This window comes from Chitinimonas sp. JJ19 (assembly GCF_036961565.1).
GTDB lineage: Bacteria > Pseudomonadota > Gammaproteobacteria > Burkholderiales > Chitinimonadaceae > Chitinimonas.
Window position 1 is genome coordinate 133383 of record NZ_JBAMDD010000011.1, and the last position, 21646, is coordinate 155028.

24 protein-coding genes and 4 tRNA genes are annotated in these 21646 nt (G+C 61.1%); 15 read left to right on the forward strand and 13 right to left on the reverse strand.

The annotated features are described in order from the left end of the window. Positions 1–35: 35 nt before the first annotated feature. The 11 genes from rplL to V7714_RS14645 all read right to left on the reverse strand — a co-directional run bounded on the left by rplL (position 36) and on the right by V7714_RS14645 (position 5215). Complete coding sequence (gene rplL, locus V7714_RS14595) at positions 36–404, reverse strand: 50S ribosomal protein L7/L12 (RefSeq protein ID WP_290332237.1); 369 nt, start codon at positions 402–404, stop codon at positions 36–38. 56 nt (positions 405–460) lie between these two features. After that, the gene (gene rplJ, locus V7714_RS14600) at positions 461–997 is read right to left on the reverse strand and encodes a 50S ribosomal protein L10 (protein ID WP_290332236.1); all 537 of its coding nucleotides are present in this window, start codon (positions 995–997) and stop codon (positions 461–463) included. Positions 998–1304: 307 nt separating this feature from the next. Further along, the gene (gene rplA / locus V7714_RS14605) at positions 1305–2003 is read right to left on the reverse strand and encodes a 50S ribosomal protein L1 (protein WP_284197165.1); all 699 of its coding nucleotides are present in this window, start codon (positions 2001–2003) and stop codon (positions 1305–1307) included. Beyond that, on the reverse strand, positions 2004–2435 hold the full coding sequence (rplK, locus tag V7714_RS14610; protein ID WP_284197164.1) for a 50S ribosomal protein L11: 432 nt from the start codon (positions 2433–2435) through the stop codon (positions 2004–2006). Between the two features lie 104 nt (positions 2436–2539). Continuing rightward, positions 2540–3073, reverse strand: coding sequence for a transcription termination/antitermination protein NusG (gene nusG, locus V7714_RS14615; protein WP_284197163.1), 534 nt, complete (start codon positions 3071–3073; stop codon positions 2540–2542). A gap of 22 nt (positions 3074–3095) precedes the next feature. Continuing rightward, the gene (gene secE, locus V7714_RS14620) at positions 3096–3452 is read right to left on the reverse strand and encodes a preprotein translocase subunit SecE (RefSeq protein ID WP_335710375.1); all 357 of its coding nucleotides are present in this window, start codon (positions 3450–3452) and stop codon (positions 3096–3098) included. A gap of 86 nt (positions 3453–3538) precedes the next feature. After that, positions 3539–3614: transfer RNA gene (locus V7714_RS14625), tRNA-Trp, on the reverse strand. 50 nt (positions 3615–3664) lie between these two features. Continuing rightward, entirely contained in the window at positions 3665–4855 is a 1191-nt protein-coding gene (tuf, locus tag V7714_RS14630) for an elongation factor Tu (RefSeq protein ID WP_284197161.1), read from the reverse strand. 39 nt (positions 4856–4894) lie between these two features. After that, positions 4895–4969 (reverse strand) — tRNA-Thr (locus V7714_RS14635). A 17-nt stretch (positions 4970–4986) separates the two neighbouring features. Continuing rightward, positions 4987–5060: transfer RNA gene (locus V7714_RS14640), tRNA-Gly, on the reverse strand. Between the two features lie 70 nt (positions 5061–5130). Beyond that, positions 5131–5215, reverse strand: a tRNA-Tyr gene (locus tag V7714_RS14645). A 116-nt stretch (positions 5216–5331) separates the two neighbouring features. On the opposite strand from V7714_RS14645, the gene V7714_RS14650 reads away from it, so the two are divergent. Both V7714_RS14650 and V7714_RS14655 read left to right on the forward strand, forming a co-directional pair. After that, on the forward strand, positions 5332–6327 hold the full coding sequence (locus tag V7714_RS14650) for a hypothetical protein (RefSeq protein WP_335710376.1): 996 nt from the start codon (positions 5332–5334) through the stop codon (positions 6325–6327). After that, positions 6324–7172: a type II secretion system protein gene (locus tag V7714_RS14655; protein WP_335710377.1), complete on the forward strand. Its 849-nt coding sequence runs from the start codon at positions 6324–6326 to the stop codon at positions 7170–7172. Before V7714_RS14650 ends, V7714_RS14655 begins: the two co-directional genes overlap by 4 nt. On the opposite strand, the gene V7714_RS14660 is transcribed toward V7714_RS14655, so the two are convergent. Continuing rightward, the gene (locus V7714_RS14660; protein WP_335710378.1) at positions 7169–8914 is read right to left on the reverse strand and encodes a sensor histidine kinase; all 1746 of its coding nucleotides are present in this window, start codon (positions 8912–8914) and stop codon (positions 7169–7171) included. The two genes, V7714_RS14655 and V7714_RS14660, sit on opposite strands and share 4 nt — an antisense overlap. 178 nt (positions 8915–9092) lie before the next feature. Between V7714_RS14660 and V7714_RS14665 the strand changes: the two genes are divergently transcribed. Beyond that, entirely contained in the window at positions 9093–9752 is a 660-nt protein-coding gene (locus V7714_RS14665; RefSeq protein ID WP_335710379.1) for a prepilin-type N-terminal cleavage/methylation domain-containing protein, read from the forward strand. A 42-nt stretch (positions 9753–9794) separates the two neighbouring features. Here the strand turns inward: V7714_RS14665 and V7714_RS14670 are convergent, their stop codons facing one another. Further along, positions 9795–11762 (reverse strand): monovalent cation:proton antiporter-2 (CPA2) family protein, encoded by a 1968-nt coding sequence (locus V7714_RS14670; RefSeq protein WP_335710380.1) that lies wholly within the window; start codon positions 11760–11762, stop codon positions 9795–9797. 138 nt (positions 11763–11900) lie between these two features. Between V7714_RS14670 and V7714_RS14675 the strand changes: the two genes are divergently transcribed. The 12 genes from V7714_RS14675 (at position 11901) to V7714_RS14730 (ending at position 21145) form a co-directional block, all read left to right on the forward strand. Next, positions 11901–12887, forward strand: coding sequence for a KpsF/GutQ family sugar-phosphate isomerase (locus tag V7714_RS14675; RefSeq protein ID WP_335710381.1), 987 nt, complete (start codon positions 11901–11903; stop codon positions 12885–12887). A 69-nt stretch (positions 12888–12956) separates the two neighbouring features. Then, entirely contained in the window at positions 12957–13472 is a 516-nt protein-coding gene (gene kdsC / locus V7714_RS14680) for a 3-deoxy-manno-octulosonate-8-phosphatase KdsC (protein ID WP_284197154.1), read from the forward strand. Between the two features lie 2 nt (positions 13473–13474). After that, entirely contained in the window at positions 13475–14050 is a 576-nt protein-coding gene (gene lptC, locus V7714_RS14685) for an LPS export ABC transporter periplasmic protein LptC (RefSeq protein ID WP_290331567.1), read from the forward strand. Continuing rightward, entirely contained in the window at positions 14031–14564 is a 534-nt protein-coding gene (lptA, locus tag V7714_RS14690) for a lipopolysaccharide transport periplasmic protein LptA (protein WP_284197152.1), read from the forward strand. Before lptC ends, lptA begins: the two co-directional genes overlap by 20 nt. Next, complete coding sequence (gene lptB, locus V7714_RS14695; RefSeq protein WP_284197151.1) at positions 14561–15286, forward strand: LPS export ABC transporter ATP-binding protein; 726 nt, start codon at positions 14561–14563, stop codon at positions 15284–15286. Before lptA ends, lptB begins: the two co-directional genes overlap by 4 nt. A 17-nt stretch (positions 15287–15303) precedes the next feature. After that, positions 15304–16764, forward strand: a complete 1461-nt coding sequence (locus tag V7714_RS14700) for an RNA polymerase factor sigma-54 (RefSeq protein ID WP_335710382.1) — start codon at positions 15304–15306, stop codon at positions 16762–16764. 43 nt (positions 16765–16807) lie between these two features. Next, positions 16808–17155, forward strand: coding sequence for a ribosome hibernation-promoting factor, HPF/YfiA family (gene hpf, locus V7714_RS14705; RefSeq protein WP_284197149.1), 348 nt, complete (start codon positions 16808–16810; stop codon positions 17153–17155). Between the two features lie 188 nt (positions 17156–17343). Next, positions 17344–17799, forward strand: coding sequence for a PTS sugar transporter subunit IIA (locus V7714_RS14710; protein ID WP_335710383.1), 456 nt, complete (start codon positions 17344–17346; stop codon positions 17797–17799). A gap of 70 nt (positions 17800–17869) precedes the next feature. Beyond that, a complete protein-coding gene (gene hprK / locus V7714_RS14715) occupies positions 17870–18811 on the forward strand; it encodes an HPr(Ser) kinase/phosphatase (RefSeq protein WP_284197147.1) in 942 nt (313 codons plus the stop codon). A gap of 6 nt (positions 18812–18817) precedes the next feature. After that, positions 18818–19678: an RNase adapter RapZ gene (rapZ, locus tag V7714_RS14720; RefSeq protein ID WP_335710384.1), complete on the forward strand. Its 861-nt coding sequence runs from the start codon at positions 18818–18820 to the stop codon at positions 19676–19678. Continuing rightward, positions 19675–20283: a flavin prenyltransferase UbiX gene (locus V7714_RS14725; protein WP_335710385.1), complete on the forward strand. Its 609-nt coding sequence runs from the start codon at positions 19675–19677 to the stop codon at positions 20281–20283. Before rapZ ends, V7714_RS14725 begins: the two co-directional genes overlap by 4 nt. A 70-nt stretch (positions 20284–20353) precedes the next feature. Next, the gene (locus V7714_RS14730; protein ID WP_335710386.1) at positions 20354–21145 is read left to right on the forward strand and encodes a TIGR00266 family protein; all 792 of its coding nucleotides are present in this window, start codon (positions 20354–20356) and stop codon (positions 21143–21145) included. Positions 21146–21646 lie beyond the last annotated feature (501 nt).

The window sequence follows — 21646 nt, forward strand, 5'->3', positions numbered from 1 at the left end:
AAATCGCCAGCCTTTAGCAAGTCCCCTAGGGAGACTTACTTCATCTCAGCGGTAGCACCAGCTTCGATGAGCTTCTTGACCATGGCTTCAGCATCAGCCTTGGCAGCGGCTTCCTTGACAGTCTTGGGAGCGCCGTCGACCAGGTCCTTGGCTTCCTTCAGGCCGAGGCCAGTCAGTTCGCGCACAACCTTGATCACGCCAACCTTGTTGGCGCCAGCGCCGGTCAGGATAACGTCGAATTCGGTCTTTTCTTCAACCACAGCGGCAGGGCCGGCAGGGCCAGCAACAGCAACAGCAGCAGCGGAAACGCCGAACTTCTCTTCGAATGCCTTCACCAGGTCATTCAGTTCCAGAACGGTCAGGCCAGCAACGGCGTCGAGGATGTCTTCTTTGGTCAGAGCCATGTTTAATTACTCCTGAATACAGATAAGTCGTGAGATCTAAAACGTGTAGCGCGCGATCAGGCGGCTTCGGCAGGTGCTTCGGCGGCCACTTCGGCCGGAGCTGCACCACCTTGCTTTTTCTCTGCCAGTGCAGCCAGGCCGCGGGCAAAGCCGGCAACCGGAGCTTGCATAACGTAGAGCAGCTTGGACAGCAGCTCTTCGCGGCTCGGAATGGAAGCAAGTTGGACAACTTCAGCGGCGTTCAGCGTCTTGCCGTCGAAGGAGCCAGCCTTGACCACGATCTTGTCGTTGGTCTTGGCAAAGTCAGCCAGCACTTTGGCAGCGGCCACCGGGTCGGCAGAAATGCCGTACACCAGCGGACCAGCCATGTGGTTGGCCAGATCGGCAAATGCGGTGTCGGCAACAGCGCGGCGTGCCAGCGTGTTTTTCAACACGCGCAGGTAAACGCCCTTGGCGCGTGCTTCAGCACGCAGCTTGGTCATGGCGCTGACCTGGATGCCACGATATTCGGCCACCACGATGGCTTGAGCCTTGGCAACTTCTGCCGAGATCTCAGCCACTACAGCCTTTTTATCGTCGAGATTGAGACTCAAGGTCTACCCTCCTGGAAAATCCTTCCCCACAACGGGGATGGAGCCTAAAGAAATGGCGACCAATCATCAGGAGAACTAACCGACGCCAGATAGGCGACGGGAGGGAAATCCTGTTCTTGGGTACACCATCTGCGTAGGGCGGGGCGACGCGGACAATTGCTCATCCCGTATCGCTTGCCGATTAAGACAGCAGCACAAAGCACTGCCAGCCCCTACGGTCTTTGATAATCCGCGCAGCTCTTGCGAGCATTGCGGCCCAAAGTCCGATTAAGGTGCGACTTGCGCCGCACCCCGGTACTACTAAAACTTATGCAGCCAGAACGGTAGCAGCATCAACGCGTACACCGGCACCCATGGTGCTGGAGACGGCGATCTTCTTGAAGTACACGCCCTTGGACGATGCTGGCTTGGCCTTTTGCAGGGCGTCGATCAGCGCGGTCAGGTTGGTCTTCAGATCAGCAGCGTCAAAGCTGGCGCGGCCGATGGTGCTGTGGATGATGCCGTTCTTGTCGGTACGGTACTGAACCTGACCGGCCTTGGCGTTCTTCACGGCCTCGGCAGCGTTCGGGGTCACGGTACCCACCTTGGGGTTAGGCATCAGGCCACGCGGGCCGAGGATGGTACCCAGCTGACCGACGATACGCATGGCGTCCGGCGTGGCGATCACCACGTCGAAGTCCATCATGCCGCCCTTGATCTGCTCTGCCAGGTCTTCGAAACCGACGATGTCAGCACCGGCGCCCTTGGCGGCTTCGGCATTGGCACCCTGGGCGAACACGGCAACGCGAACGCTCTTGCCGGTGCCCTTGGGCAACACGACCGAACCACGCACAACCTGGTCCGACTTACGCGCATCCACGCCCAGGTTGATGGCAACATCAACCGACTCACCGAACTTGGCGGTGGCGCCTTCCTTGACCAGCGACAGTGCTTCGTCGATGGCGTACAGCTTGTTACGGTCGATCTTGGCCTTCAGGGCTGCGACGCGCTTGGAAACCTTAGCCATTTACACACCCTCCACATTCAGGCCCATCGAACGAGCGGAGCCAGCGATGGTACGCACAGCGGCGTCCAGGTCAGCAGCGGTCAGATCGGGAGTCTTGGTCTTGGCAATATCTTCCAGCTGAGCGCGGGTGATGGTGCCAACCTTGTCGGTATGGGGCTTGGAGCTGCCCTTGGTGATACCAACAGCCTTCTTGATCAGGATGGTGGCCGGCGGGGTCTTCATCACAAAGGTGAAAGACTTGTCCGCAAAAGCAGTGATCACCACGGGAATCGGCAGACCAGGCTCAACGCCTTGGGTCTGGGCGTTGAACGCCTTACAGAATTCCATGATGTTCAGGCCGCGCTGGCCGAGTGCCGGGCCGATGGGTGGCGAGGGGTTAGCCTTGCCAGCCGGCACCTGCAGCTTGATGTAGCCGATAATCTTCTTAGCCACGGTATGCTCCTAGAATGGGTACAAACGCAGGCGAACCCGCTCCCCTTGACAAAACCCGGCTTGCGCCAGGCACTAAAACAGCCCGAAAGGCAGAACCCGAGAGTTTAAACCTTTTCGACCTGCGAGAAATCAACTTCCACCGGAGTGGCACGACCGAATATCAACACCGACACCTTGAGCTTGCTCTTGTCGTAGTTGACTTCTTCCACGGTCGCATTGAAGTCCGCGAACGGACCTTCGGTAACGCGCAACACCTGACCCACATCGAACAGGACCTTAGGCTTGGGTTTCTCCACGCCCTCCTGCATCTGAGCCATGATGCTTTCGACTTCCTTGACCGAGATCGGGGTGGGACGCATGCCCGAACCACCGATAAAGCCGGTCACCTTGGGGGTATTCTTCACCAAGTGCCAGGTCTCGTCGGTCATTTCCATCTCCACCAGCACATAGCCAGGGAAGAACTTGCGCTCAGTCAGCGCCTTGGTGCCGTTGCGAATTTCCATCACCTCTTCGACCGGAACCAGAATCTGGCCGAACAGATGTTGCATATCGGAACGATCAATACGCTCCCTGAGTGCCTTCATCACACTCTTCTCGAAACCCGAGTAGGCATGAACCACATACCAACGCATCGCCATCAAGCATTCTCCGGGGAATAAATCAGCCGCCGCGCTTCAACAAGAGGTCGTAGAGCAGCCAGCTCAGACCGGAATCAACCAGCCACATGAACAACGACAACACCACGGTAAAGACAAAGACCGCACCGGTCATTTGCCAGACTTCCTTCTTGGAAGGCCAGACGACCTTCTCGGCTTCCTTGACGGAATCACGGGCGTAATCGACAAAGTCACGGCCAGGCACGGAGAACCACACCACCGTCACGGCAAACAGCACACCCGCCAACACAGACACCACGCGCAGTGCTTGCTGATCGGCCGGCAACAGGTAGTAGCCGGCAATACCGGCAGCCACCAGCACCAAGGCGGCGAACAACTTCAATTTGTCTACTTTTTCCATGCGTCGGCTTTTGCCCGAAAATAAAGACAGCCGCTTTCCAGTCGGAAAACGGCTCTCTTAGAAAGTTAACACAACCACTTGTTAGGTGGCAGGCGAGGAGGGTCTCGAACCCCCAACCCCCGGTTTTGGAGACCGGTGCTCTGCCAATTGAGCTACTCGCCTGCAAAGTCGCAAGCGCAGCTAACGCCACGCCCACAACCTGAAACTCTTTATTACTCGATGATCTTGGCAACCACACCGGCGCCAACGGTACGGCCGCCTTCGCGGATAGCGAAGCGCAGACCTTGTTCCATGGCGATCGGAGCGATCAGGGCAACAACCACTTCAACGTTGTCGCCTGGCATCACCATTTCGGTACCAGCTGGCAGCTCAACCGCACCGGTCACGTCGGTGGTACGGAAGTAGAACTGCGGGCGATAGCCGTTGAAGAACGGGGTGTGACGGCCGCCTTCATCCTTGCTCAGCACGTAGACCGAACCTGAGAACTTGGTGTGCGGGGTGATCGAACCCGGCTTGGCCAGCACTTGGCCACGCTCGACGTCTTCACGCTTGGTACCACGCAGCAGCGCGCCGATGTTGTCGCCAGCCTGACCTTGATCCAGCAGCTTGCGGAACATTTCCACGCCGGTACAGGTGGTCTTGACGGTGGGCTTGATACCGACGATTTCGATTTCTTCGCCGACCTTGACGATGCCGCGCTCAACGCGACCGGTCACCACGGTACCGCGACCGGAGATCGAGAACACGTCTTCCACGGGCATCAGGAAGGCGCCGTCGATGGCACGCTCAGGGGTGGGGATGTAGCTGTCCAGGGCTTCGGCCAGACGGAAGATGGCGGGTTCGCCGATTTCCGATTGGTCGCCTTCCAGGGCCTTCAGTGCCGAACCCTTGATGATGGGCAGGTCGTCGCCGGGGAAGTCGTACTTGCTCAGGAGTTCACGGACTTCCATTTCGACCAGCTCGAGCAGCTCGGCGTCGTCGACCATGTCGGCCTTGTTCATGAACACGATGATGTAAGGCACGCCAACCTGACGGGCCAGCAGGATGTGCTCGCGGGTCTGCGGCATGGGGCCGTCAGCCGACGATACCACCAGGATAGCGCCGTCCATCTGGGCTGCGCCGGTGATCATGTTCTTGACGTAGTCGGCGTGGCCGGGGCAGTCAACGTGAGCGTAGTGGCGGTTTTCGGTTTCGTACTCGACGTGCGCGGTGTTGATGGTGATACCGCGGGCCTTTTCTTCAGGCGCGCTGTCGATCTGGTCGTAGCCCTTGGCCTCGCCGCCAAACTTCTTCGACAGGATCGTGGTGATCGCGGCGGTCAGCGTGGTCTTGCCGTGGTCAACGTGACCGATAGTGCCAACGTTTACGTGCGGCTTAGTCCGCTCGAATTTCTCTTTTGCCATTTTGGAGTCCTTGATTGCGAATAGAAACGTATCAAGCGATGGTGCCCATGGGCAGATTCGAACTGCCGACCTCTCCCTTACCAAGGGAGTGCTCTACCCCTGAGCTACATGGGCATTCCACACAAAACAGATGGAGCGGGTGAAGGGAATCGAACCCTCGTCGTAAGCTTGGAAGGCTTCTGCTCTACCATTGAGCTACACCCGCTCGACAAGACCTCTAAACCCACTTGCCACGCGGAGCACTTCACACCGCGACGCTACCTACTTCTGAATTCTGGTGGAGGGGGAAGGATTCGAACCTTCGAAGGCAGAGCCGTCAGATTTACAGTCTGATCCCTTTGACCGCTCGGGAACCCCTCCTGAATGAGCGGCGCATTATGGTGGTGCTTTAGCCCCCTGTCAAACACTTCCTGCAAAAAAATCTCACAAATTCGCTAAGTGGTTGTTAGGCATCAACATTGCTTAGGAGCTTCATCATGCAAAACCAAGCAAACCCCAAGGCCTGCCCACCACGCAAACAGCGGGGAAATGCCCTGCTTATTTTCTTTTTACTGGTTGCGATGGGGATGTTGAGCCTGCTGGTCAGCAAATTAGCTAGCCAACCCGGCCTGCCACTGCCGCAGACAGAAACGACAAAGGAGCTTGCTGAAGCTAAGGAAGTGCTGATGGGCATCATCGTAAGCCAGTTAGGCTCAGACGGTCGCCTGCCAGCTGCACTGATAACACCCGACAATTGGCAAACCAGACGCTTGGACTATGCGACCTACGGGCTAACCCCCGCCAGAGAGCCAACCAGCCCTTTGTGGTATGCCTCCTCCGGATATCCCTTGTTTGACATCGACAATCGCCACTGGTTAAGGCTTTGTAATGGCAACAGCCCATCTATTGATGAGCTTGCCCTAGTGATCATCGCGCCAGGACAAGCGCTTGCCAGCCAAGTCAATCGGAACGCCAGCAACCCCAATGACAATGTCAATTTCTATCTGGAAGGTATTGCAGGGGCAACAACAGACTGCACGGCACCACTCAACAACGCCAGCAATAACGGTGTCTTGATTGCTGCCAGCGCGACAAGCACATTCAACGACCACCCCATCGCCATCAGCAAGAAAGATATCACCGACCGGCTCGCACGCTGGATAGCCAATGATCTCGACAGCCACGCCATCACCAACGGCGAATACCCAGCCCCCGCCGCAGATTTCGGAAACTGCAGCAGCCCCGGCGCACTCCTGCCGTATGGCCCAGGCTGCGCACTCACAGCAACTGCGCCATGGCTGAATGGCAGTAGCAATATGTACGCTAACATCAGGTACATTCAAATTAGCGACACCGAGGTTGAGCTCAGCTTCGGCACCTGCCCAGCCCCTCTACCAGCCGCACCACCTGCCACCTATCAATACACGCTATACAGGCTAGAGTGGCAAAACTCACGCACCGAAATTAGTACGAGCATCAGGACATGCCCATGAAGGCCCTACCCGCACCGACCAGGCACCAAGGCTTCACGCTGGCCGAAGTAGCCACCGTCATGGTGATTGTCGCCCTGGTGCTGGGTGGCTTCATGATGAGCCTGCCTACGCAACTAGAGCAGCAGCGAACGCGCGCCACAGATGACACACTGGAAGAGGCCAGAGAAGCCCTGCTCGGGTTTGCCATTGCCAATGGCCGGCTCCCCTGCCCCGCCTCCGCCACCAGCAACGGCCAGGAGTCCTTTTGCAGCAATGCAGTCGGCGGTTGCGGCGCAGCTACGACCATCCTGCCGATCCATGGCCGCTGCACCAACCCTTTCAACGGCTTCCTGCCAGCTGTTGCGCTAGGCATTTCCAATACCGATGGCAGCGGCTATGCCACTGATGGATCAAGCAATCTGCCGGCCCACCGATTGAGATACGCCGTTGCAACACAATTCGATATTACTACCAACACCTATACCTTTACCGCACCGGGAGGAATGCGCAGTATCGTGCGCAGTGCCACGGGATTCGCTGGCCTGAACCCCAATCTCAACGTCTGCAGCACCGCCGTCGGCGTCACCCCTACCAACTGCGCCATCGCGCCGGCTCCCACAGCGATCGCGGAGGCCCTTCCGGCCATCATCTACACCCCCGGCGCCAATGCAGTCTCCGGCGGAACCGGCCCCGATGAAGCCGCCAACCCCAACCCGAATAGCCCCAACAACGATGCCGTATTTGTCTGGCATAACCGTCAAAGCCAGGACACCACCCTGCCTGGCGGGCCCTTCGACGACCAGATGGTATGGCTATCGGCCCCTCTCCTTTACAACAGGCTAGTCACCGCCGGGCAATTGCCTTAGCACCCGCCAGATTCGTGAGCGTCACCTTCCTCCCGCTCGCCAGACGGCTGCCCGTCAGGGATGAGGAAGAAGCGCACGCACCCTGGCCGGTTCTCGGCAAGATTCAGGCGCGCCCCATGCGCCACCGCCATCCGCGCCGCCTGATACAAACCCAAGCCAAAGCCAGAAGCAGACTCCACTGGCGCCTGCAGCAACTTGGCTACCAGCGATGCCGGCACAGGCTCACCATCATCCTCCACCCAAAGGCTGCCGCGCTCATCCAACCCGGCGCTGATCACCAGCGTGTCGGCGACAGCACGCTTGTTCAAGGCATTCTGCAATAGGTTGTCTATTACGCAGTCGTATAACTCGGCCGACACCGGCGGACTCTCCAAAGGCAAAGGGTGAAGCGCGATTCCGGCATCGGCATAGCGTATGGCAACGCCCTGCCACCAAACAGCTGCGGGCAGCGTAGTCTGGTGCCCGAAGTCGCCCCCCGTCGGCGCACTCAACTTCCCCAGCGTTACCGCCAGCCGCCGCCCTATCTCCGGCAACTGCCTGGCGTACAGGCTAGCCAGTCTATGGGGGTCACTGCTGACCTGGGCCGCACCGATCAAGCCCTGCAAGGCCTGCAGCAGATTTTTGATGTCGTGGGTCAGGCGCGCGCCCGTCTCGTACACCGCCTCTATATAAACATGCTCCGCCAGCCTGGCCTCGCGCTGTTTGGCCAGGTAGAGCTGCTCCAGCAGACGCACTGCCAGTTGCAGTTGCAACCTGTGCGCCGTGGTAATCGCCCCCCGCGTATTCAGCATTAGTTGCAAACCTCCCGCCGTCAGCGAGATACCCGCCCCACGCCTAACACCAAACTCCCCCTCCCCGCCCGGCCCGCGCCAATGCCCGCCCGCCACCCAGGGCAGCATCAGCAATGCCCGCAATGCTGCCTGCAGAAATGCCTCAGCATCCGTCTCTCGGCCATAGTGCGCCGTCACCTGTGCCGACCACAGCTCAAAAGGGGCGCCCAACTGGAATAGCTGGGCCGAGAACAAGGCCCCTATACCGGCAAAGCCACCCAGCGGATTCCACAATAGGGCCAAGGCTGCCAGCAGCCCACCGGTCGCCACCAGCATGGTGGCCAAGGCAGCCACATACGGGTACTGCCAGCCACGCACCAAGGCCGCAGTGCCCAGCGAGACCAGCAGGGTCAGCAAGAGCAGCAACAGGCTGTAGAGAAAATCCAGCGCTTGCGCCTGCGGTGGCTCGGCCGCCGGTATGGGCCACACGGCCAACAGCAGCAGGCCCGCTGGCAACAAATAGGACACCACTCGTGGCCAGGGCGGCGCCTGCAGCAGCGCGGCCGGCAATAGCTGCAGCCAGAGCAAGAGCAGCGCCAACAAGGCCAGGCCCAGATGCAGCCGGCGCAAGCCAGGTTCTTGCATACCCGCTGCCCGCCCACCCACCAGCGCCGCCACCAGTGCTATCCAACCCAACAGCAAGGCTGGGCCTGCGAACAGTGCCAAGGCCAGCGCCGCCGCCCCCATCCCCACCAGCCCCCGACCACTGACGGCACGCTGGGGCGCATAGACCGGTTGCCACAGCAGCAACAGGCCCAGCTGCGCCAGCAACAGCAGACGCAAGGCCGCATGCCCCTGCGGCAGCCAGGCCGCCAAAAATAGCAGCCACACTAGCAGCAGGGGCAACCAGCGCAAGCGCACCTCAGGCGCCAGCAGTTTGCGCGACAGCACAGACAACCAATCAAACGACATTCAGGCTCCGACGATATGCCGACAGGGGCTGTTGAAATCACAACATCAGCAAGTGTTAATATGCCAACAGCAAGCTGACAAGCGGCTCAAGCTGGACTATAGATATTGGCACATGCATTGCTTAGTGTTTGCTCAGCTCGCCTTCGAGCGAAATTCCCTACAGCAGGAGATTGCCCCCATGAATTCCATCGCGCGCAAACAGCAGGGTTTCACCCTGATCGAAATTGCCATCGTCCTCGTCATCATCGGCCTGCTGCTGGGCGGTGTGCTCAAAGGCCAGGAGATGATAGAAAACGGCAAGGTCAAGAATGCCGTCAACGACTTCAATGGCACCGCCGCCGCCCTCAACGCCTACCGCGACCGCTTCCGTGCCATGCCGGGTGACGATAGTGCTGGCGCAGCCGCCATCACCACGCGTGGTGCCAACTGGGTCGGCATACCTGAGGGCGACGGCAACGGCATCGTCGCCTCCACCAATGCCCAGACCTTCACTGGCGCTGGCGAGAACGAAATCTTCTGGCGCCAAATGCGTGCTGCTGGCTTGATCAGTGGCGACCCTGCCGCCACTGCCATCGATTCGCTGCCTCGTAACGCCTTTGGCGGTCTTACCGGCATCTCTAATGCCGTCGTCGGCATACAGGGCCTGTCGCTGTGCATGTCGCGCGTACCTGGTAAGGCTGCCGCAGCCCTGGATGTACAACTGGATGATGGCACGCCCAATCGCGGCTCCTTCCGCGCCACAATCAGCGCAGCTGGCGCCAACACCGCGCCTGGCGCCCAGCCCACCGTCCCCTATTCGGAAGACAGCGTCTACACAGTCTGCCGCCAGATCGCCTGACGCTAGCAAGACACACCCAGCCCGCCACCCGGCGGGCTTTTTTCATTCCCCGCTCAACAAGCGCCGCTCCGCCCGGCTCAGCATCTCCGGCCCCGCCAGCAGCACTACCACATCGCCGGCCATCAACACTTCCTCGCTGCCCGGCTCATCAATACGGCGCCCACCACGACGTAGGGTCTTCACCAGCACCCCCATCTCGGCCAGATCCAGGTCGGCCAAGGGCTTGCCCACCGCCGCAGCCTGGGTGTCCAGCGCCACCGAGTGTAATCTGGGCTGAGCCTGCTCCTCCAGGCTATCGTCGGTCGCACCACGGAAGAAACCCTTGAACAGGCTGTAACGCGCCTCCCGTGCGTCGCGTATGCGGCGTAGTACCCGGTTCAAGGGCACGCCCAGCAGCATCATCGCGTGCGAGGCCAGCATCAGGCTGCCCTCCATGATCTCTGCCACCACCTCGTCCGCCCCGGCTGCGCGCAGCCGTTCGATATCGGCATCATCCCAGGTACGCACAATCACCGGCAGATCAGGCCGCTCCTCCCGCACCACATGCAATATCTTCAGCGCCGAGGGGGTGTGGTCATAGGTCACGATCAAGGCACGGGCGCGGGTCAGGCCCGCCGACATCAGCACCTCGCGCCGGGTGGCGTCGCCAAACGACACATTCTCGCCGGCGGCCGCCGCCTCCTTCACCCGCTCAGGGTCCAGGTCCAAGGCATAGATATCTATTTGCTCCTGCTGCAGCAGCCGGGCCAGCGCCTGCCCACTACGGCCGTAGCCGCAAAGGATCACATGGTCCGAGGTCGCCATGGTTTTGGCCGCCAGCTGTGTCAGCCGCATGGCTTGCAGCATCCAGTCCGACGCAATAAAGCGGCGCACGATAGTCTCGGTCTGCTGGATGAGAAAGGGCGCAGCCAGCATAGACAGCAGGATCGCCGCCAGCGCCACCTGCTCGGCCACCGGCGGCAGGATGCCCGAACCGGCCGCCAGCGCCAGCAGCACAAAGCCGAACTCCCCACCCTGTGCCAGGGCAATACCGGTACGCACCGCCGTGCCGGGGCTGCGGCCGAACCAGCGGGTCAGGCCGGCAATGATGGCCGCCTTGCCCACCAGCAGAAACGCAAACACCAGCAGCACCGTCAGCAGCTCGCGCCAGACCGCCATCAGGTCCAGCCGCATGCCCACGGTAATAAAGAACAGCCCCAGCAACAAATCGCGGAACGGCCGGATATCCTCCTCCACCTGGTGGCGGTACTCGGTTTCGGCAATCAACATCCCCGCCAGAAACGCCCCAAGGGCCAGACTCAAACCCGCCAGTGAAGTGGCGTAAGAGATGCCCAGCGTCACCAGCAGCACATTCAGCACGAACAGCTCGGTAGAGCGCCCCTTGGCCACCAGATGAAACAACGGCCGCAACAGCTTGGGGCCAAAGTACAGCAGTATCACCAAGGTCAGGACAATCTTGATCAAGGCCAGCCCCAGCACCAGCCACGGGTCGCCACCCGCCCGGCCCAGGGCCGGAATCATGATCAGCAGCGGCACCACCGCCAGATCCTGGAACAGCAAAATCCCGATAGCGTGCTGCCCATGTATGGCATTGATCTCCACCCGCTCGGCCAGCATCTTGCTGACGATGGCAGTAGACGACATGGCCAGGGCGCCACCCAGCGCCAGGCCCGCCTGCCACGGCAGGCCAAACAGCAATGCCGCCCCCATCACCAGCGCCATGCAGCTGACCACCTGGGCCGAACCCAGCCCAAACACCAGGGTACGCATGGCCGTCAGCTTGGCCAGGCTGAACTCCAGCCCCAGGCTGAACATCAGGAACACCACGCCAAACTCGGCCAGCTCGGCCACCTCGGTAGAGCTGCCTATCAAGCCCAGCGCATGCGGGCCGATGGCGATACCCACCAGCAGATAGCCCAGCATGGCCGGCAGCTGGAAACGGCGGCAGAGCGTGACCACCGCCACAGCGGCAGCCAGGAGTAGCAGAACAGTCTCAAGCGCATGGTGCATAAAGGCGATCAGTGGCGGTCAACGGTGGAATTATACGAATACAGCAGGCTTTCGCCCGCCCACACGCGACATTACGCCCGGGACGGGAACCAAACAGGAATACTGACGTTCCCTTGGCATCCCTTATACTGCCGCCTTATGACGACCCAACACACCCCCAACGCAGCCGAGTTGCTGGCCTTGGCCCGCGACGTGCTGAATATCGAAGCGCAGGCCATACAGGCCGTGGCCGGGCGGCTGGACGACAGCTTTATTGCAGCCCACCAGCTGATGCTGGGCTGCCAGGGCCGTGTCGTGGTGGCGGGCATGGGCAAGTCTGGCCATGTCGGCCGCAAGCTGGCAGCCACCCTGGCCTCCACCGGCACACCCGCCTTCTTCATGCACCCGGCCGAGGCCGCCCATGGCGACCTGGGCATGATCACCGCCGACGATATCGTGCTGGCCCTGTCCAACTCCGGCGAGAGCGATGAACTGGTCACCCTGCTGCCTGCCATCAAGCGCAAGGGTGCCCGGATGATTGCCATGACAGGCAATCCCGACTCCACCCTGGGCCAGGCCGCCGACATCCACCTGAACGCCCGGGTCGAGAAAGAAGCCTGCCCGCTCAACCTCGCCCCAACAGCCAGCACCACCGCCGCACTGGCCCTGGGCGACGCCCTGGCCGTCTGCCTGCTGGAAGCACGGGGCTTTGGTCGCGACGACTTTGCCCTCTCCCACCCCGGCGGCAGCCTGGGCCGGCGCCTGCTGGTGCATGTGCATGATGTCATGCGCCAGGGCGACGAACTGCCCGTGGTCAAGCAAACCGCCAGCGTGCGCGACGCCCTGTTCGAGATTACCCGCAAAGGCCTGGGCATGACCGCCGTGGTCGACGACCACGGCACGCTGCAGGGCATCTTCACCGATGGCGACCTGCGTCGCGCCATGGATAGGGAGCTGGACCTCAAGGCCGTGGACATTGCCCAGCTCATGACCCGCAACCCCAAGACCATCGCCGCCCACAAGCTGGCGGCCGAAGCCGTGCAGTTGATGGAGCAGGCCAAGGTCTATGTGGTCCTGGTACTGGATGAAGGCAAACTGGTGGGCGCCCTGCGCATGCACGATCTGTTGCGCGCCGGCGTGGTGTAAGCCCTATACCTTTAAATATCGGATAGCACGCCAGCGCCTCAGGGCGATCAGGCAGACAAGGAAAATACGGTGCTGGAACGCGCACATAACGTAAGACTGATGATATTCGACGTCGATGGCGTCATGACCGACGGCAGCCTCTACTACACCGACAGCGGCGAAGAACTGAAAGCCTTCAACTCGCTCGATGGCCACGGCCTCAAGATGCTGCGGCAGTCCGGCGTGGCGCTGGCCATCATCACCGGTCGCAACTCCCGCCTGGTAGAGCACCGTGCCCGCAACCTGGGCATCGATCACCTGATCCAGGGCGCGCACGACAAGCTAGCCGCATTTGAGCAACTGCTGAGCGACACCGGCTTCAGCATGGCCGATTGCGGCTATATGGGCGACGATGTCATCGACCTGCCCGTCATGCGCCGCGTGGCCTTCGCCGTCGCCGTACCCGACTCCCCCACCCTGGTGCGCCAGCACGCCCACTACGTCACCGGCGCGCGTGGCGGCAACGGCGCCGTGCGGGAAGCCTGCGAAATCATCATGCAAGCCCAGGGCACCCTGGACGCACAACTGGCGCCCTATCTAAAGTGAGCATGCTGCCCGACCGCGCGGCCCGCGCCTTCCCCCTGCTACTGCTCGGCCTCCTGGCCGGCATGGCACTGCTGCTGGACCGCGCCACCAACCTGCCCTACTTCTCGCCCCCCGCCGGCAGCCGCGACCCCGACCTGACCATCAACCGCTTTGTGGCCACCGGCTACGGCCCCGATGGCAAGCCGCTCTACCAGTTGACCGCCAGCGGCATGCGGCATTATCCGCATGATGATCACTCCGAGTTTGCAGATGCCCTGTTGGTACGCACCCTGCCCGGCGAGCCTACGCTCACCATCAATGCCGAAAAAGCCCGCATCACCGAAGGCGGCGACCGGGTTTTCTTCGAGCAGGATGTACGCATGCACCGCACTGCAGCAGCCGGCGTCGACGCGATGACACTCAAGAGCAGCCGCCTGCAGCTGGACATCACCCGTGGCCTGGCCAGCTCGGACGCCCCCGCCGACATGGTGAGCGGCGGCAACCGCATGCGCAGCACCGGCTTTGACTACGACCACCCGAACACACGCCTGAACCTGCGTTCCAATGTGAGCCTCTACTATGCCCCGCCTCAACGCTAAGCTGCTGCTGACCAGCGCCCTGACCCTGCTGGCCCCCCTGGCCCTGGCCGAGAAGGCCGACAGCGGCAAACCCATCAATGTCGATGCCGGCCGCGTCAGCCAGGATCAGAAAACCGGTCGCTCCGTCTTGGAAGGCGGCGTCAGGCTGGTACAGGGCACCCTGTCACTGGACGCCGACCAGGCCGTGATCACCGAACAGGCCGACGGCGAACAAACCGTCCAGGCCAGCGGCCGCCCCGTCAAGTTCAAGCAAAAGATGGAAGGCCAGGAAGTCTGGCTGGATGCCCGCTCCGACAAGCTCGACTACGACAGCAAGACCGGCGACGTCAAGCTGACCGGCAACGCCTGGCTCAAGCGCGGCCAGGATGAGCTGAGCGGCAGCCATATCGTCTACAACAGCGTGACCGAGATCTTCCGGGCCGAAGGCAATGCCAGCGCCACACCCGGCACCGATGGCCGGGTAAAGCTGGTGATACAGCCCAAGAAAAAGCCCGAGAGCCAAGCTAAGCCATGACCGCACGCCTGTCCGCCCAGCACCTGCAAAAGCGCTACAAATCCCGCACGGTGGTCCGCGATGTCTCGCTGCACGTGGATGCCGGCGAGGTTGTCGGCCTTCTCGGCCCCAATGGCGCCGGCAAGACCACCAGCTTCTACATGATAGTCGGCATGGTCGCTCTCAACGGCGGCAAGATCTTCCTGGATGACGCCGAGATCACCCACCTGCCCATGCATCAGCGCTCCCGCCTGGGGCTGGGCTACTTGCCGCAGGAAGCCTCCATCTTCCGCCGCATGACCGTGGCGGAGAATGTGCGCGCCATACTGGAGCTGCATGTCACCAACAGCGAAACGATAGAACGCCGGCTGGACAGACTGCTGCGCGAGTTGAACATTGCCCACCTGCGCGACAGCAGCGCCCTCTCGCTATCGGGTGGCGAACGCCGCCGCTGCGAGATTGCCCGCGCTCTGGCTGCCAACCCTCGCTTTATCCTGCTGGACGAGCCCTTTGCCGGGGTAGACCCCATCGCCGTGATGGATATCCAGAAGATCATCCGCTTCCTCAAGGAGCGCAAGATCGGTGTACTGATTACCGACCACAATGTGCGGGAGACGCTGGGCATCTGCGATCGCGCCTATATCATCAACGAAGGCAGCGTCCTGGCCTCGGGGAGCGCCGAAGAGATCGTCTATAACGACAATGTCCGCCGGGTTTACCTAGGTGAGCATTTCAGGCTTTAGCCTGTTACCGTGTCAGCATGAAACAATCCCTCCAACTCAAGCTCTCCCAGTCACTCACGCTTACGCCGCAGCTACAGCAATCCATCAAGTTGCTGCAGCTCTCCACGCTTGACCTGAACCAGGAGATAGAACGCTTCCTGCAGGACAACCCCATGCTGGAGCGCGAGGACGACAACGAGCCGGAAATCCACCCGGTACGCGAGGACGGCAGCCCGGTGGAGGTGACCGAGCCGCCCCCCTCGCTCGACGAGGCCCCCAGTACCGATACCGCCGAACCCGATTTCGACATGGATGGCGCGCTGGGCGACAGCTACTGGAACGAAAGCGGCGGCGGGCGCCAGCGCGAAGACGATGACGAGTTCGACCCCCAGGCCAACGTCGCACGCATCAGCACCCTGCGCGAGCACCTGCTGGCCCAGCTGGGCCTGTTGCCCCTGAGCCAGCGCGACCATGCCGTGGCCAACCTGGTCATCGACGCGCTGGACGACGATGGCTACCTGGGCCTACCGTTGGTCGAAATCTTTGAGTTGATCCCCGAATCCCTGCGCGACGAACTGGAAATCGAGCTGGAAGAACTGCAGGTCAGCCTGCAATTGATACGCCAGCTGGAACCTTGTGGCGTGGGCGCAGTCGATCTCAAGGACTGCCTGAAGTTGCAATTACAGCAGTTGATGCAGCACGAACCGGCCAGCGGATTGGCACTTGAGATTGTGGCCGAGCACCTCGATTTATTGGCTAACAAGGACTACAGTAAGCTTAAGAAAACGCTGAAATGCGACGACACCGCCCTGCGAGCCGCGCAGTTGCTGGTACAGCGACTGAACCCACGGCCCGGAGCAGTGTTCGGCGAGACTGACACCCGCTACGTGGTAGCAGACGTGGTGGTGAAGAAGCTTCGCAACGGCTGGACGGTCCAGCTGAACGAAGCTGCGATGCCCAAACTCAAGGTCAACCAGTTGTACGCCAACATCCTGCGGCAACATCGTGAAAACGGCACAGGCCTGTCCGGCCAGCTGCAGGAAGCCAAGTGGCTGATCAAGAACGTCCAGCAACGCTTCGACACCATACTCCGCGTAGCACAGGCCATCGTCGAAAAGCAGCAGCGATTTTTCGAACACGGCGAAGTCGCCATGCGCCCCCTGGTGCTGCGCGATATTGCGGAGGAGCTGGACCTGCACGAATCGACCATCTCTCGGGTGACTACCCAGAAATACATGCTCACGCCGCGTGGCATCTATGAGTTCAAGTATTTCTTCGGCAGCCATGTAGATACCGACTCGGGCGGCGAATGCTCGGCCATCGCCATCAAAGCCCTTCTCAAACAACTGATACAGAACGAAGACCCCAAGAAACCACTGAGTGACAGTACGCTGGCCGAAGTGCTCGGCAAGCAGGGCATCAATGTTGCCCGCCGTACCGTCGCAAAGTACCGTGAAGCCTTGCAGATCCCTCCCGTGAACCAACGAAAGTCCCTGTAGCCGCCCCGCAGCTAGGCGGCGTCCTTAACACAAGGAGAGTCGTATGAACCTGACCATCAGTGGGCACCACCTCGACGTAACCCCAGCCATCCGCGAATACGTGCAGACCAAGCTGGAGAGGGTCACCCGCCACTTCGATCATGTGATCGACATGGGCGTCACCCTCAGCGTCGACAAGCTGCAGCAGAAGATAGAAGTGAATGTGCATCTGCGCGGCAAGGATATCCATGTGGAAGCCACCGAGCCCGATATGTACGCCGCCATAGACCTGGTGGCCGACAAGCTGGATCGGCAAGTGTTAAAGCACAAAGAAAAGCGATATGGAGACCGCCACACCGATGCCATGAAGCATCACGTAGAACCGGAAAGCCACGATCAGGCAGCCGCCTGACGGCGCCGTAGCAGTAAAGCGCAAGTGACGAGAGGGAACGGGAACGGTACAGGGACACCGTTCCCGTTTTCCATTCTGCTGCAGACCATGCCACACTGGCACCACACCCCCAGCACAAGCCGACTTTCACGCCTTGTCCTGGCCGCCCACCGGCGTACAATGGCGGCCTATTCCAGCATTGCACAACCATGGCCCTGATCGCCTCACTCCTGCCATTGACCAACGTCTTTCTCGATCTGGACTTGACCAGCAAGAAGCGCCTGTTCGAACAGGCCGGCCTCTTGTTCGAGAACAGCCACGGCATCGCCCGCGCAGCCATCTTCGACGCCCTGTTCGCCCGCGAAAAGCTGGGCTCGACCGGGCTGGGCCAGGGTGTCGCCATACCGCACGGCCGCATCAAGGGCCTGAAGGAGGCCGTAGGGGTGTTTGTGCGCCTCAAGCAAGCCATCCCCTTCGAGGCGCCAGACGGCAAGCCAGTCAACCTCGCCTTCGTACTGATGGTGCCCGAACAGGCAACCGACCTGCATTTGCAGATCCTGTCGGAACTGGCACAGCTGTTCAGTGACAAAAAAATCCGCGAAGCGCTGAGCCAGGCCACCACACCGGAAGACGTGCACCAACTGCTCACCCACTGGCAAGCCTAAGCCACCGGGGCAGCCAGCCCCGGCCCGCCCCCGGCACCGTCGCTATCAGGCCTGATACAGAAACGGAACCATGCCCCAAATCACCGTCCGCCAGCTGTTCATCGACAACGCAGAGAAACTGCGCCTGACCTGGCTGGCTGGCCAGAGTGGCGCCAACAATCTGCTGTCCAACGAGGCCGATAACCAGAAGCCGGCCCACGCCCTGGTCGGTCACCTCAATTTCGTCCACCCCAACCGCATTCAGGTATTGGGCCTGGCCGAAATCGCCTACCTGCAGCAGGTAGAGGCCACCGCCCTGAAAAAGTCGTTGGACCACCTGTTCAGCACCGATATGGCGGCCATGATCATCGCCAACGGCCAGCCAGCGCCCGATATGCTGCGCGAAGCCTGCGAACGCGCCCATGTCCCGCTACTGACCTCGCCCGAACAATCGCCCTACCTGATGGACGTGCTGCGCTTCTATCTGGCCAAAGCGCTGGCCGTCTCCACCAACCTGCATGGCGTGTTCCTCGACGTGCTGGAGGTCGGTGTGCTGATTACCGGTGAAAGCGCCATGGGCAAGAGCGAACTAGCGCTGGAACTGATCTCGCGCGGCCACGGCCTGGTTGCCGACGACGTGGTGGAGCTCTACCGCATCGCCCCCGACACCCTGGAAGGCCGCTGCCCGCCCCTGCTGCGCGACTTCCTCGAAGTACGCGGCCTGGGCGTGCTCAATATCCGCACCATCTTCGGTGAAACCGCCGTTCGCCCGCGCAAGAACCTCAAGCTCATCATCCACCTGACCAAGCAGGCCGAATCCATCACCCCGCTGGATAGGCTGCAGATGCAGGCCGCCACCCAGGCCGTGCTGGATGTGGCCATACGCAAGGTCGTACTGCCCGTCGCCGCCGGCCGCAACCTCGCCGTGCTGGTCGAGGCCGCCGTACGCAACTACATCCTGCAACTGCGTGGCATCGACTCCACCCGTGAGTTCATCGAGCGGCACCAACGTTTCATGGAATCAGGAGAATAAGCGGCCATGGCCACCGTGCTGCAGATCGTACTGATATCGGGCCTGTCCGGCTCCGGCAAGAGCGTCGCGCTCAAACTGCTGGAAGACCTGGGCTACTACTGCATAGACAACCTGCCCGCCACCCTGCTGCCGCAGACCGTGCGCCTGCTGCAAGGCGAAGGCCATCAGCGGGTCGGCATCAGCGTGGACATACGCGGCGCCCAAAGCCTGCCCGCCCTGCCCGACTGCGTGGCAGACCTCAAGAGCCAGGGCCTGGACGTACGGGTATTGTTCCTCGAAGCCAAGACCGAATCGCTGCTCAAACGCTTTTCCGAAACCCGCCGCAAGCACCCGCTCTCCACCCTGCATACCGACTACACCGTGGCGGAATGCATCAGCCTGGAGCGCGAGATCCTGGCCAGCGTGGCCGATCTGTCGCACCGGGTCGATACCAGCGAGCTGAGCGCCAACGCCCTGCGGGCCTGGGTCAAACAATTCCTGGCGCTGGACCAGTCCCGCCTCACCCTTATCTTCCAGTCGTTCGGCTTCAAGCATGGCCTGCCGCTGGATGCAGACTTCGTGTTCGACGCCCGCTGCCTGCCCAATCCTTACTACGACCCCAGCCTGCGCCCCCTCACCGGGCTCGATCAACCCGTCATCCAGTTTCTGGAGGCCGAGGCCGCCCCCCAGGCCATGTACGCCGATGTCCTGCGCTATCTGGAAAACTGGCTGCCCGCATTTGATCGCGACAACCGCAGCTATGTCACCGTCGGCATAGGCTGTACCGGCGGCCAGCACCGCTCGGTCTGGCTGGCCGAAAAGCTGGCAGCCCATTTTGCGCAGGAACGCCAAGTGCTGGTGCGGCACAGGGAGTCCAGCCCCACATGAGCAAGCCCCGCACCGTCACCCTGGCGCTGACCGGCGCCTCCGGCATGCCCTACGGCCTGCGCCTACTCGAATGCCTGCTGGCCGCCGGTGTACATGTCTACCTGCTGTACTCCCAAGCCGCCCAGATCGTCATCAAGCAAGAGCTGGACGAAACCTGGCCATCGCGCGCCAAGGAAGTCGAAACCATGCTGCGCCAACGTCACAGCGTGGCCGACAGCCAGTTGCGGGTGTTCGGCCGCGAAGAATGGTTTGCACCGGTCGCCTCGGGTTCCAACCCCGCCGATGCCATGGTGATCTGTCCCTGCACCATGGGCACCTTGGCAGCCATCGCAGCCGGCATGAGTGACAACCTGATAGAACGCGCTGCCGACGTCGCCATCAAGGAAAACCGCAAGCTGGTCATCGTGCCGCGCGAGACCCCCTATTCGGCCCTGCACCTGGAAAACATGCTCAAGCTGGCCCGCATGAACGTCTGCATCCTGCCCCCCAATCCAGGCTTCTACCACCATCCGCAATCCATAGGCCAACTGGTGGACTTCGTGGTGGCACGCATACTGGATCAAATCAATGTCCCCCACGCGCTGATGCAGCGCTGGGGCGAGTAGCCCTCCTGCACCTGGTACGCCAGGTACAGGAAACAAACCTCTTTTGCACCGCCTCACTAGGAGAAAAGCAATGGCAATGGACGAGATCGATTACCAGCTGTTCGGTGACGATATGCAGTTTGTGGAAGTGGAACTGGACCCAGGCGAAGCCGCCGTCGGCGAAGCCGGCACCCTGTTCTACATGGAAGACGGCATCCATATGGATACCATCTTCGGCGACGGCTCCGACGCCCAGAAGGGGTTCATGGGCAAGCTGATGGGCGCCGGCAAGCGCCTGATCACCGGCGAATCGCTGTTCACCACCGTGTTCATCAACCAGGGCCAAGGCAAGAAAAAGGTCGCTTTCGGCGCCTCCTACCCCGGCAAGATCATCCCCGTGCACCTGCCCGACGTCGGCGGCACCCTCATGTGCCAGAAGGATTCCTTCCTCTGTGCCGCCAAGGGTGTATCGCTGGGCATAGGCTTCCAGAAAAAGCTGGGCGCCGGCTTCTTCGGTGGTGAAGGGTTCATCCTGCAAAAGCTGGAGGGCGACGGCCTGGCCTTTATCCACGCCGGCGGCGCCGTTATCGAAAAAACCCTCAAGCCAGGCGAAACCTTGCGTGTCGATACCGGCTGCGTGGTGGCTTTCGCCCCCACTGTAGATTTCGACATCCAGTACGTCGGCAACATCAAGAGCGCCCTGTTCGGCGGCGAGGGCCTGTTCTTCGCCACCCTGCGCGGCCCCGGCAAGGTCTGGCTGCAATCCCTGCCCCTGGCCCGCCTGGCCAACCGCATCGTCGGCGCCTCCAAGATGGGCGGCAGCGCTGGCGGCGAGCAAGGCTCGGTACTGGGTAACCTGGGCAATATCTTCGAGAGCGAATAAACCCGCCGACAACAAAGGCCGCATAAGCGGCCTTTGTCATTTTGCCCGACGCCATATCTGCTGCGCCACACCAGGGAGTGCATCCCATCACCCTGAGAGTGCAATCAGCACCGCGCAGCAAGGAAAACCTGTAACGACCCAGCGGAACCTGTACTGGTTCAGCAGCTAGCACATATACCGCCACCTGCGGTTTTCACTTACAGCGCAAGGTGCCACTGTTCCATTAGCGGACAGAGAAGCTGCGCATAACCATGCTGGCGACTTCGGTCCCAAAGTCTTGGCAAGGAGGTGCCACACTGCTCATTAGTAGCTCCGTCCTTGCCAGCACCTGTTTCGTTTGAAGTGATTCAAGCGTAACCCGAAAACTTCTCACTTGGTCTGGACGGAAGCTACGCGACGTGCTTTTTACTCGAATAACATACCGGGAGATCGGCTGTTTGATCGATGTGCTAGTGAGTCGCTCGGCGCCAACGTCGGTTCGCTTGAACTCAAGAAAGCACT

Bases quoted from the DNA above. Each gene is read 5' to 3' on its own strand.
- rplL (WP_290332237.1), bottom strand. From the start codon at position 404: ATGGCTCTGACCAAAGAAGACATCCTCGACGCCGTTGCTGGCCTGACC.
- rplA (WP_284197165.1), bottom strand. From the start codon at position 2,003: ATGGCTAAGGTTTCCAAGCGCGTCGCAGCCCTGAAGGCCAAGATCGAC.
- nusG (WP_284197163.1), bottom strand. From the start codon at position 3,073: ATGGCGATGCGTTGGTATGTGGTTCATGCCTACTCGGGTTTCGAGAAG.
- secE (WP_335710375.1), bottom strand. From the start codon at position 3,452: ATGGAAAAAGTAGACAAATTGAAGTTGTTCGCCGCCTTGGTGCTGGTG.
- tuf (WP_284197161.1), bottom strand. From the start codon at position 4,855: ATGGCAAAAGAGAAATTCGAGCGGACTAAGCCGCACGTAAACGTTGGC.
- V7714_RS14650 (WP_335710376.1), top strand. From the start codon at position 5,332: ATGCAAAACCAAGCAAACCCCAAGGCCTGCCCACCACGCAAACAGCGG.
- V7714_RS14655 (WP_335710377.1), top strand. From the start codon at position 6,324: ATGAAGGCCCTACCCGCACCGACCAGGCACCAAGGCTTCACGCTGGCC.
- V7714_RS14660 (WP_335710378.1), bottom strand. From the start codon at position 8,914: ATGTCGTTTGATTGGTTGTCTGTGCTGTCGCGCAAACTGCTGGCGCCT.
- V7714_RS14665 (WP_335710379.1), top strand. From the start codon at position 9,093: ATGAATTCCATCGCGCGCAAACAGCAGGGTTTCACCCTGATCGAAATT.
- V7714_RS14670 (WP_335710380.1), bottom strand. From the start codon at position 11,762: ATGCACCATGCGCTTGAGACTGTTCTGCTACTCCTGGCTGCCGCTGTG.
- V7714_RS14675 (WP_335710381.1), top strand. From the start codon at position 11,901: ATGACGACCCAACACACCCCCAACGCAGCCGAGTTGCTGGCCTTGGCC.
- lptC (WP_290331567.1), top strand. From the start codon at position 13,475: ATGCTGCCCGACCGCGCGGCCCGCGCCTTCCCCCTGCTACTGCTCGGC.
- lptA (WP_284197152.1), top strand. From the start codon at position 14,031: ATGCCCCGCCTCAACGCTAAGCTGCTGCTGACCAGCGCCCTGACCCTG.
- lptB (WP_284197151.1), top strand. From the start codon at position 14,561: ATGACCGCACGCCTGTCCGCCCAGCACCTGCAAAAGCGCTACAAATCC.
- V7714_RS14700 (WP_335710382.1), top strand. From the start codon at position 15,304: ATGAAACAATCCCTCCAACTCAAGCTCTCCCAGTCACTCACGCTTACG.
- hpf (WP_284197149.1), top strand. From the start codon at position 16,808: ATGAACCTGACCATCAGTGGGCACCACCTCGACGTAACCCCAGCCATC.
- V7714_RS14710 (WP_335710383.1), top strand. From the start codon at position 17,344: ATGGCCCTGATCGCCTCACTCCTGCCATTGACCAACGTCTTTCTCGAT.
- hprK (WP_284197147.1), top strand. From the start codon at position 17,870: ATGCCCCAAATCACCGTCCGCCAGCTGTTCATCGACAACGCAGAGAAA.
- rapZ (WP_335710384.1), top strand. From the start codon at position 18,818: ATGGCCACCGTGCTGCAGATCGTACTGATATCGGGCCTGTCCGGCTCC.
- V7714_RS14725 (WP_335710385.1), top strand. From the start codon at position 19,675: ATGAGCAAGCCCCGCACCGTCACCCTGGCGCTGACCGGCGCCTCCGGC.
- V7714_RS14730 (WP_335710386.1), top strand. From the start codon at position 20,354: ATGGCAATGGACGAGATCGATTACCAGCTGTTCGGTGACGATATGCAG.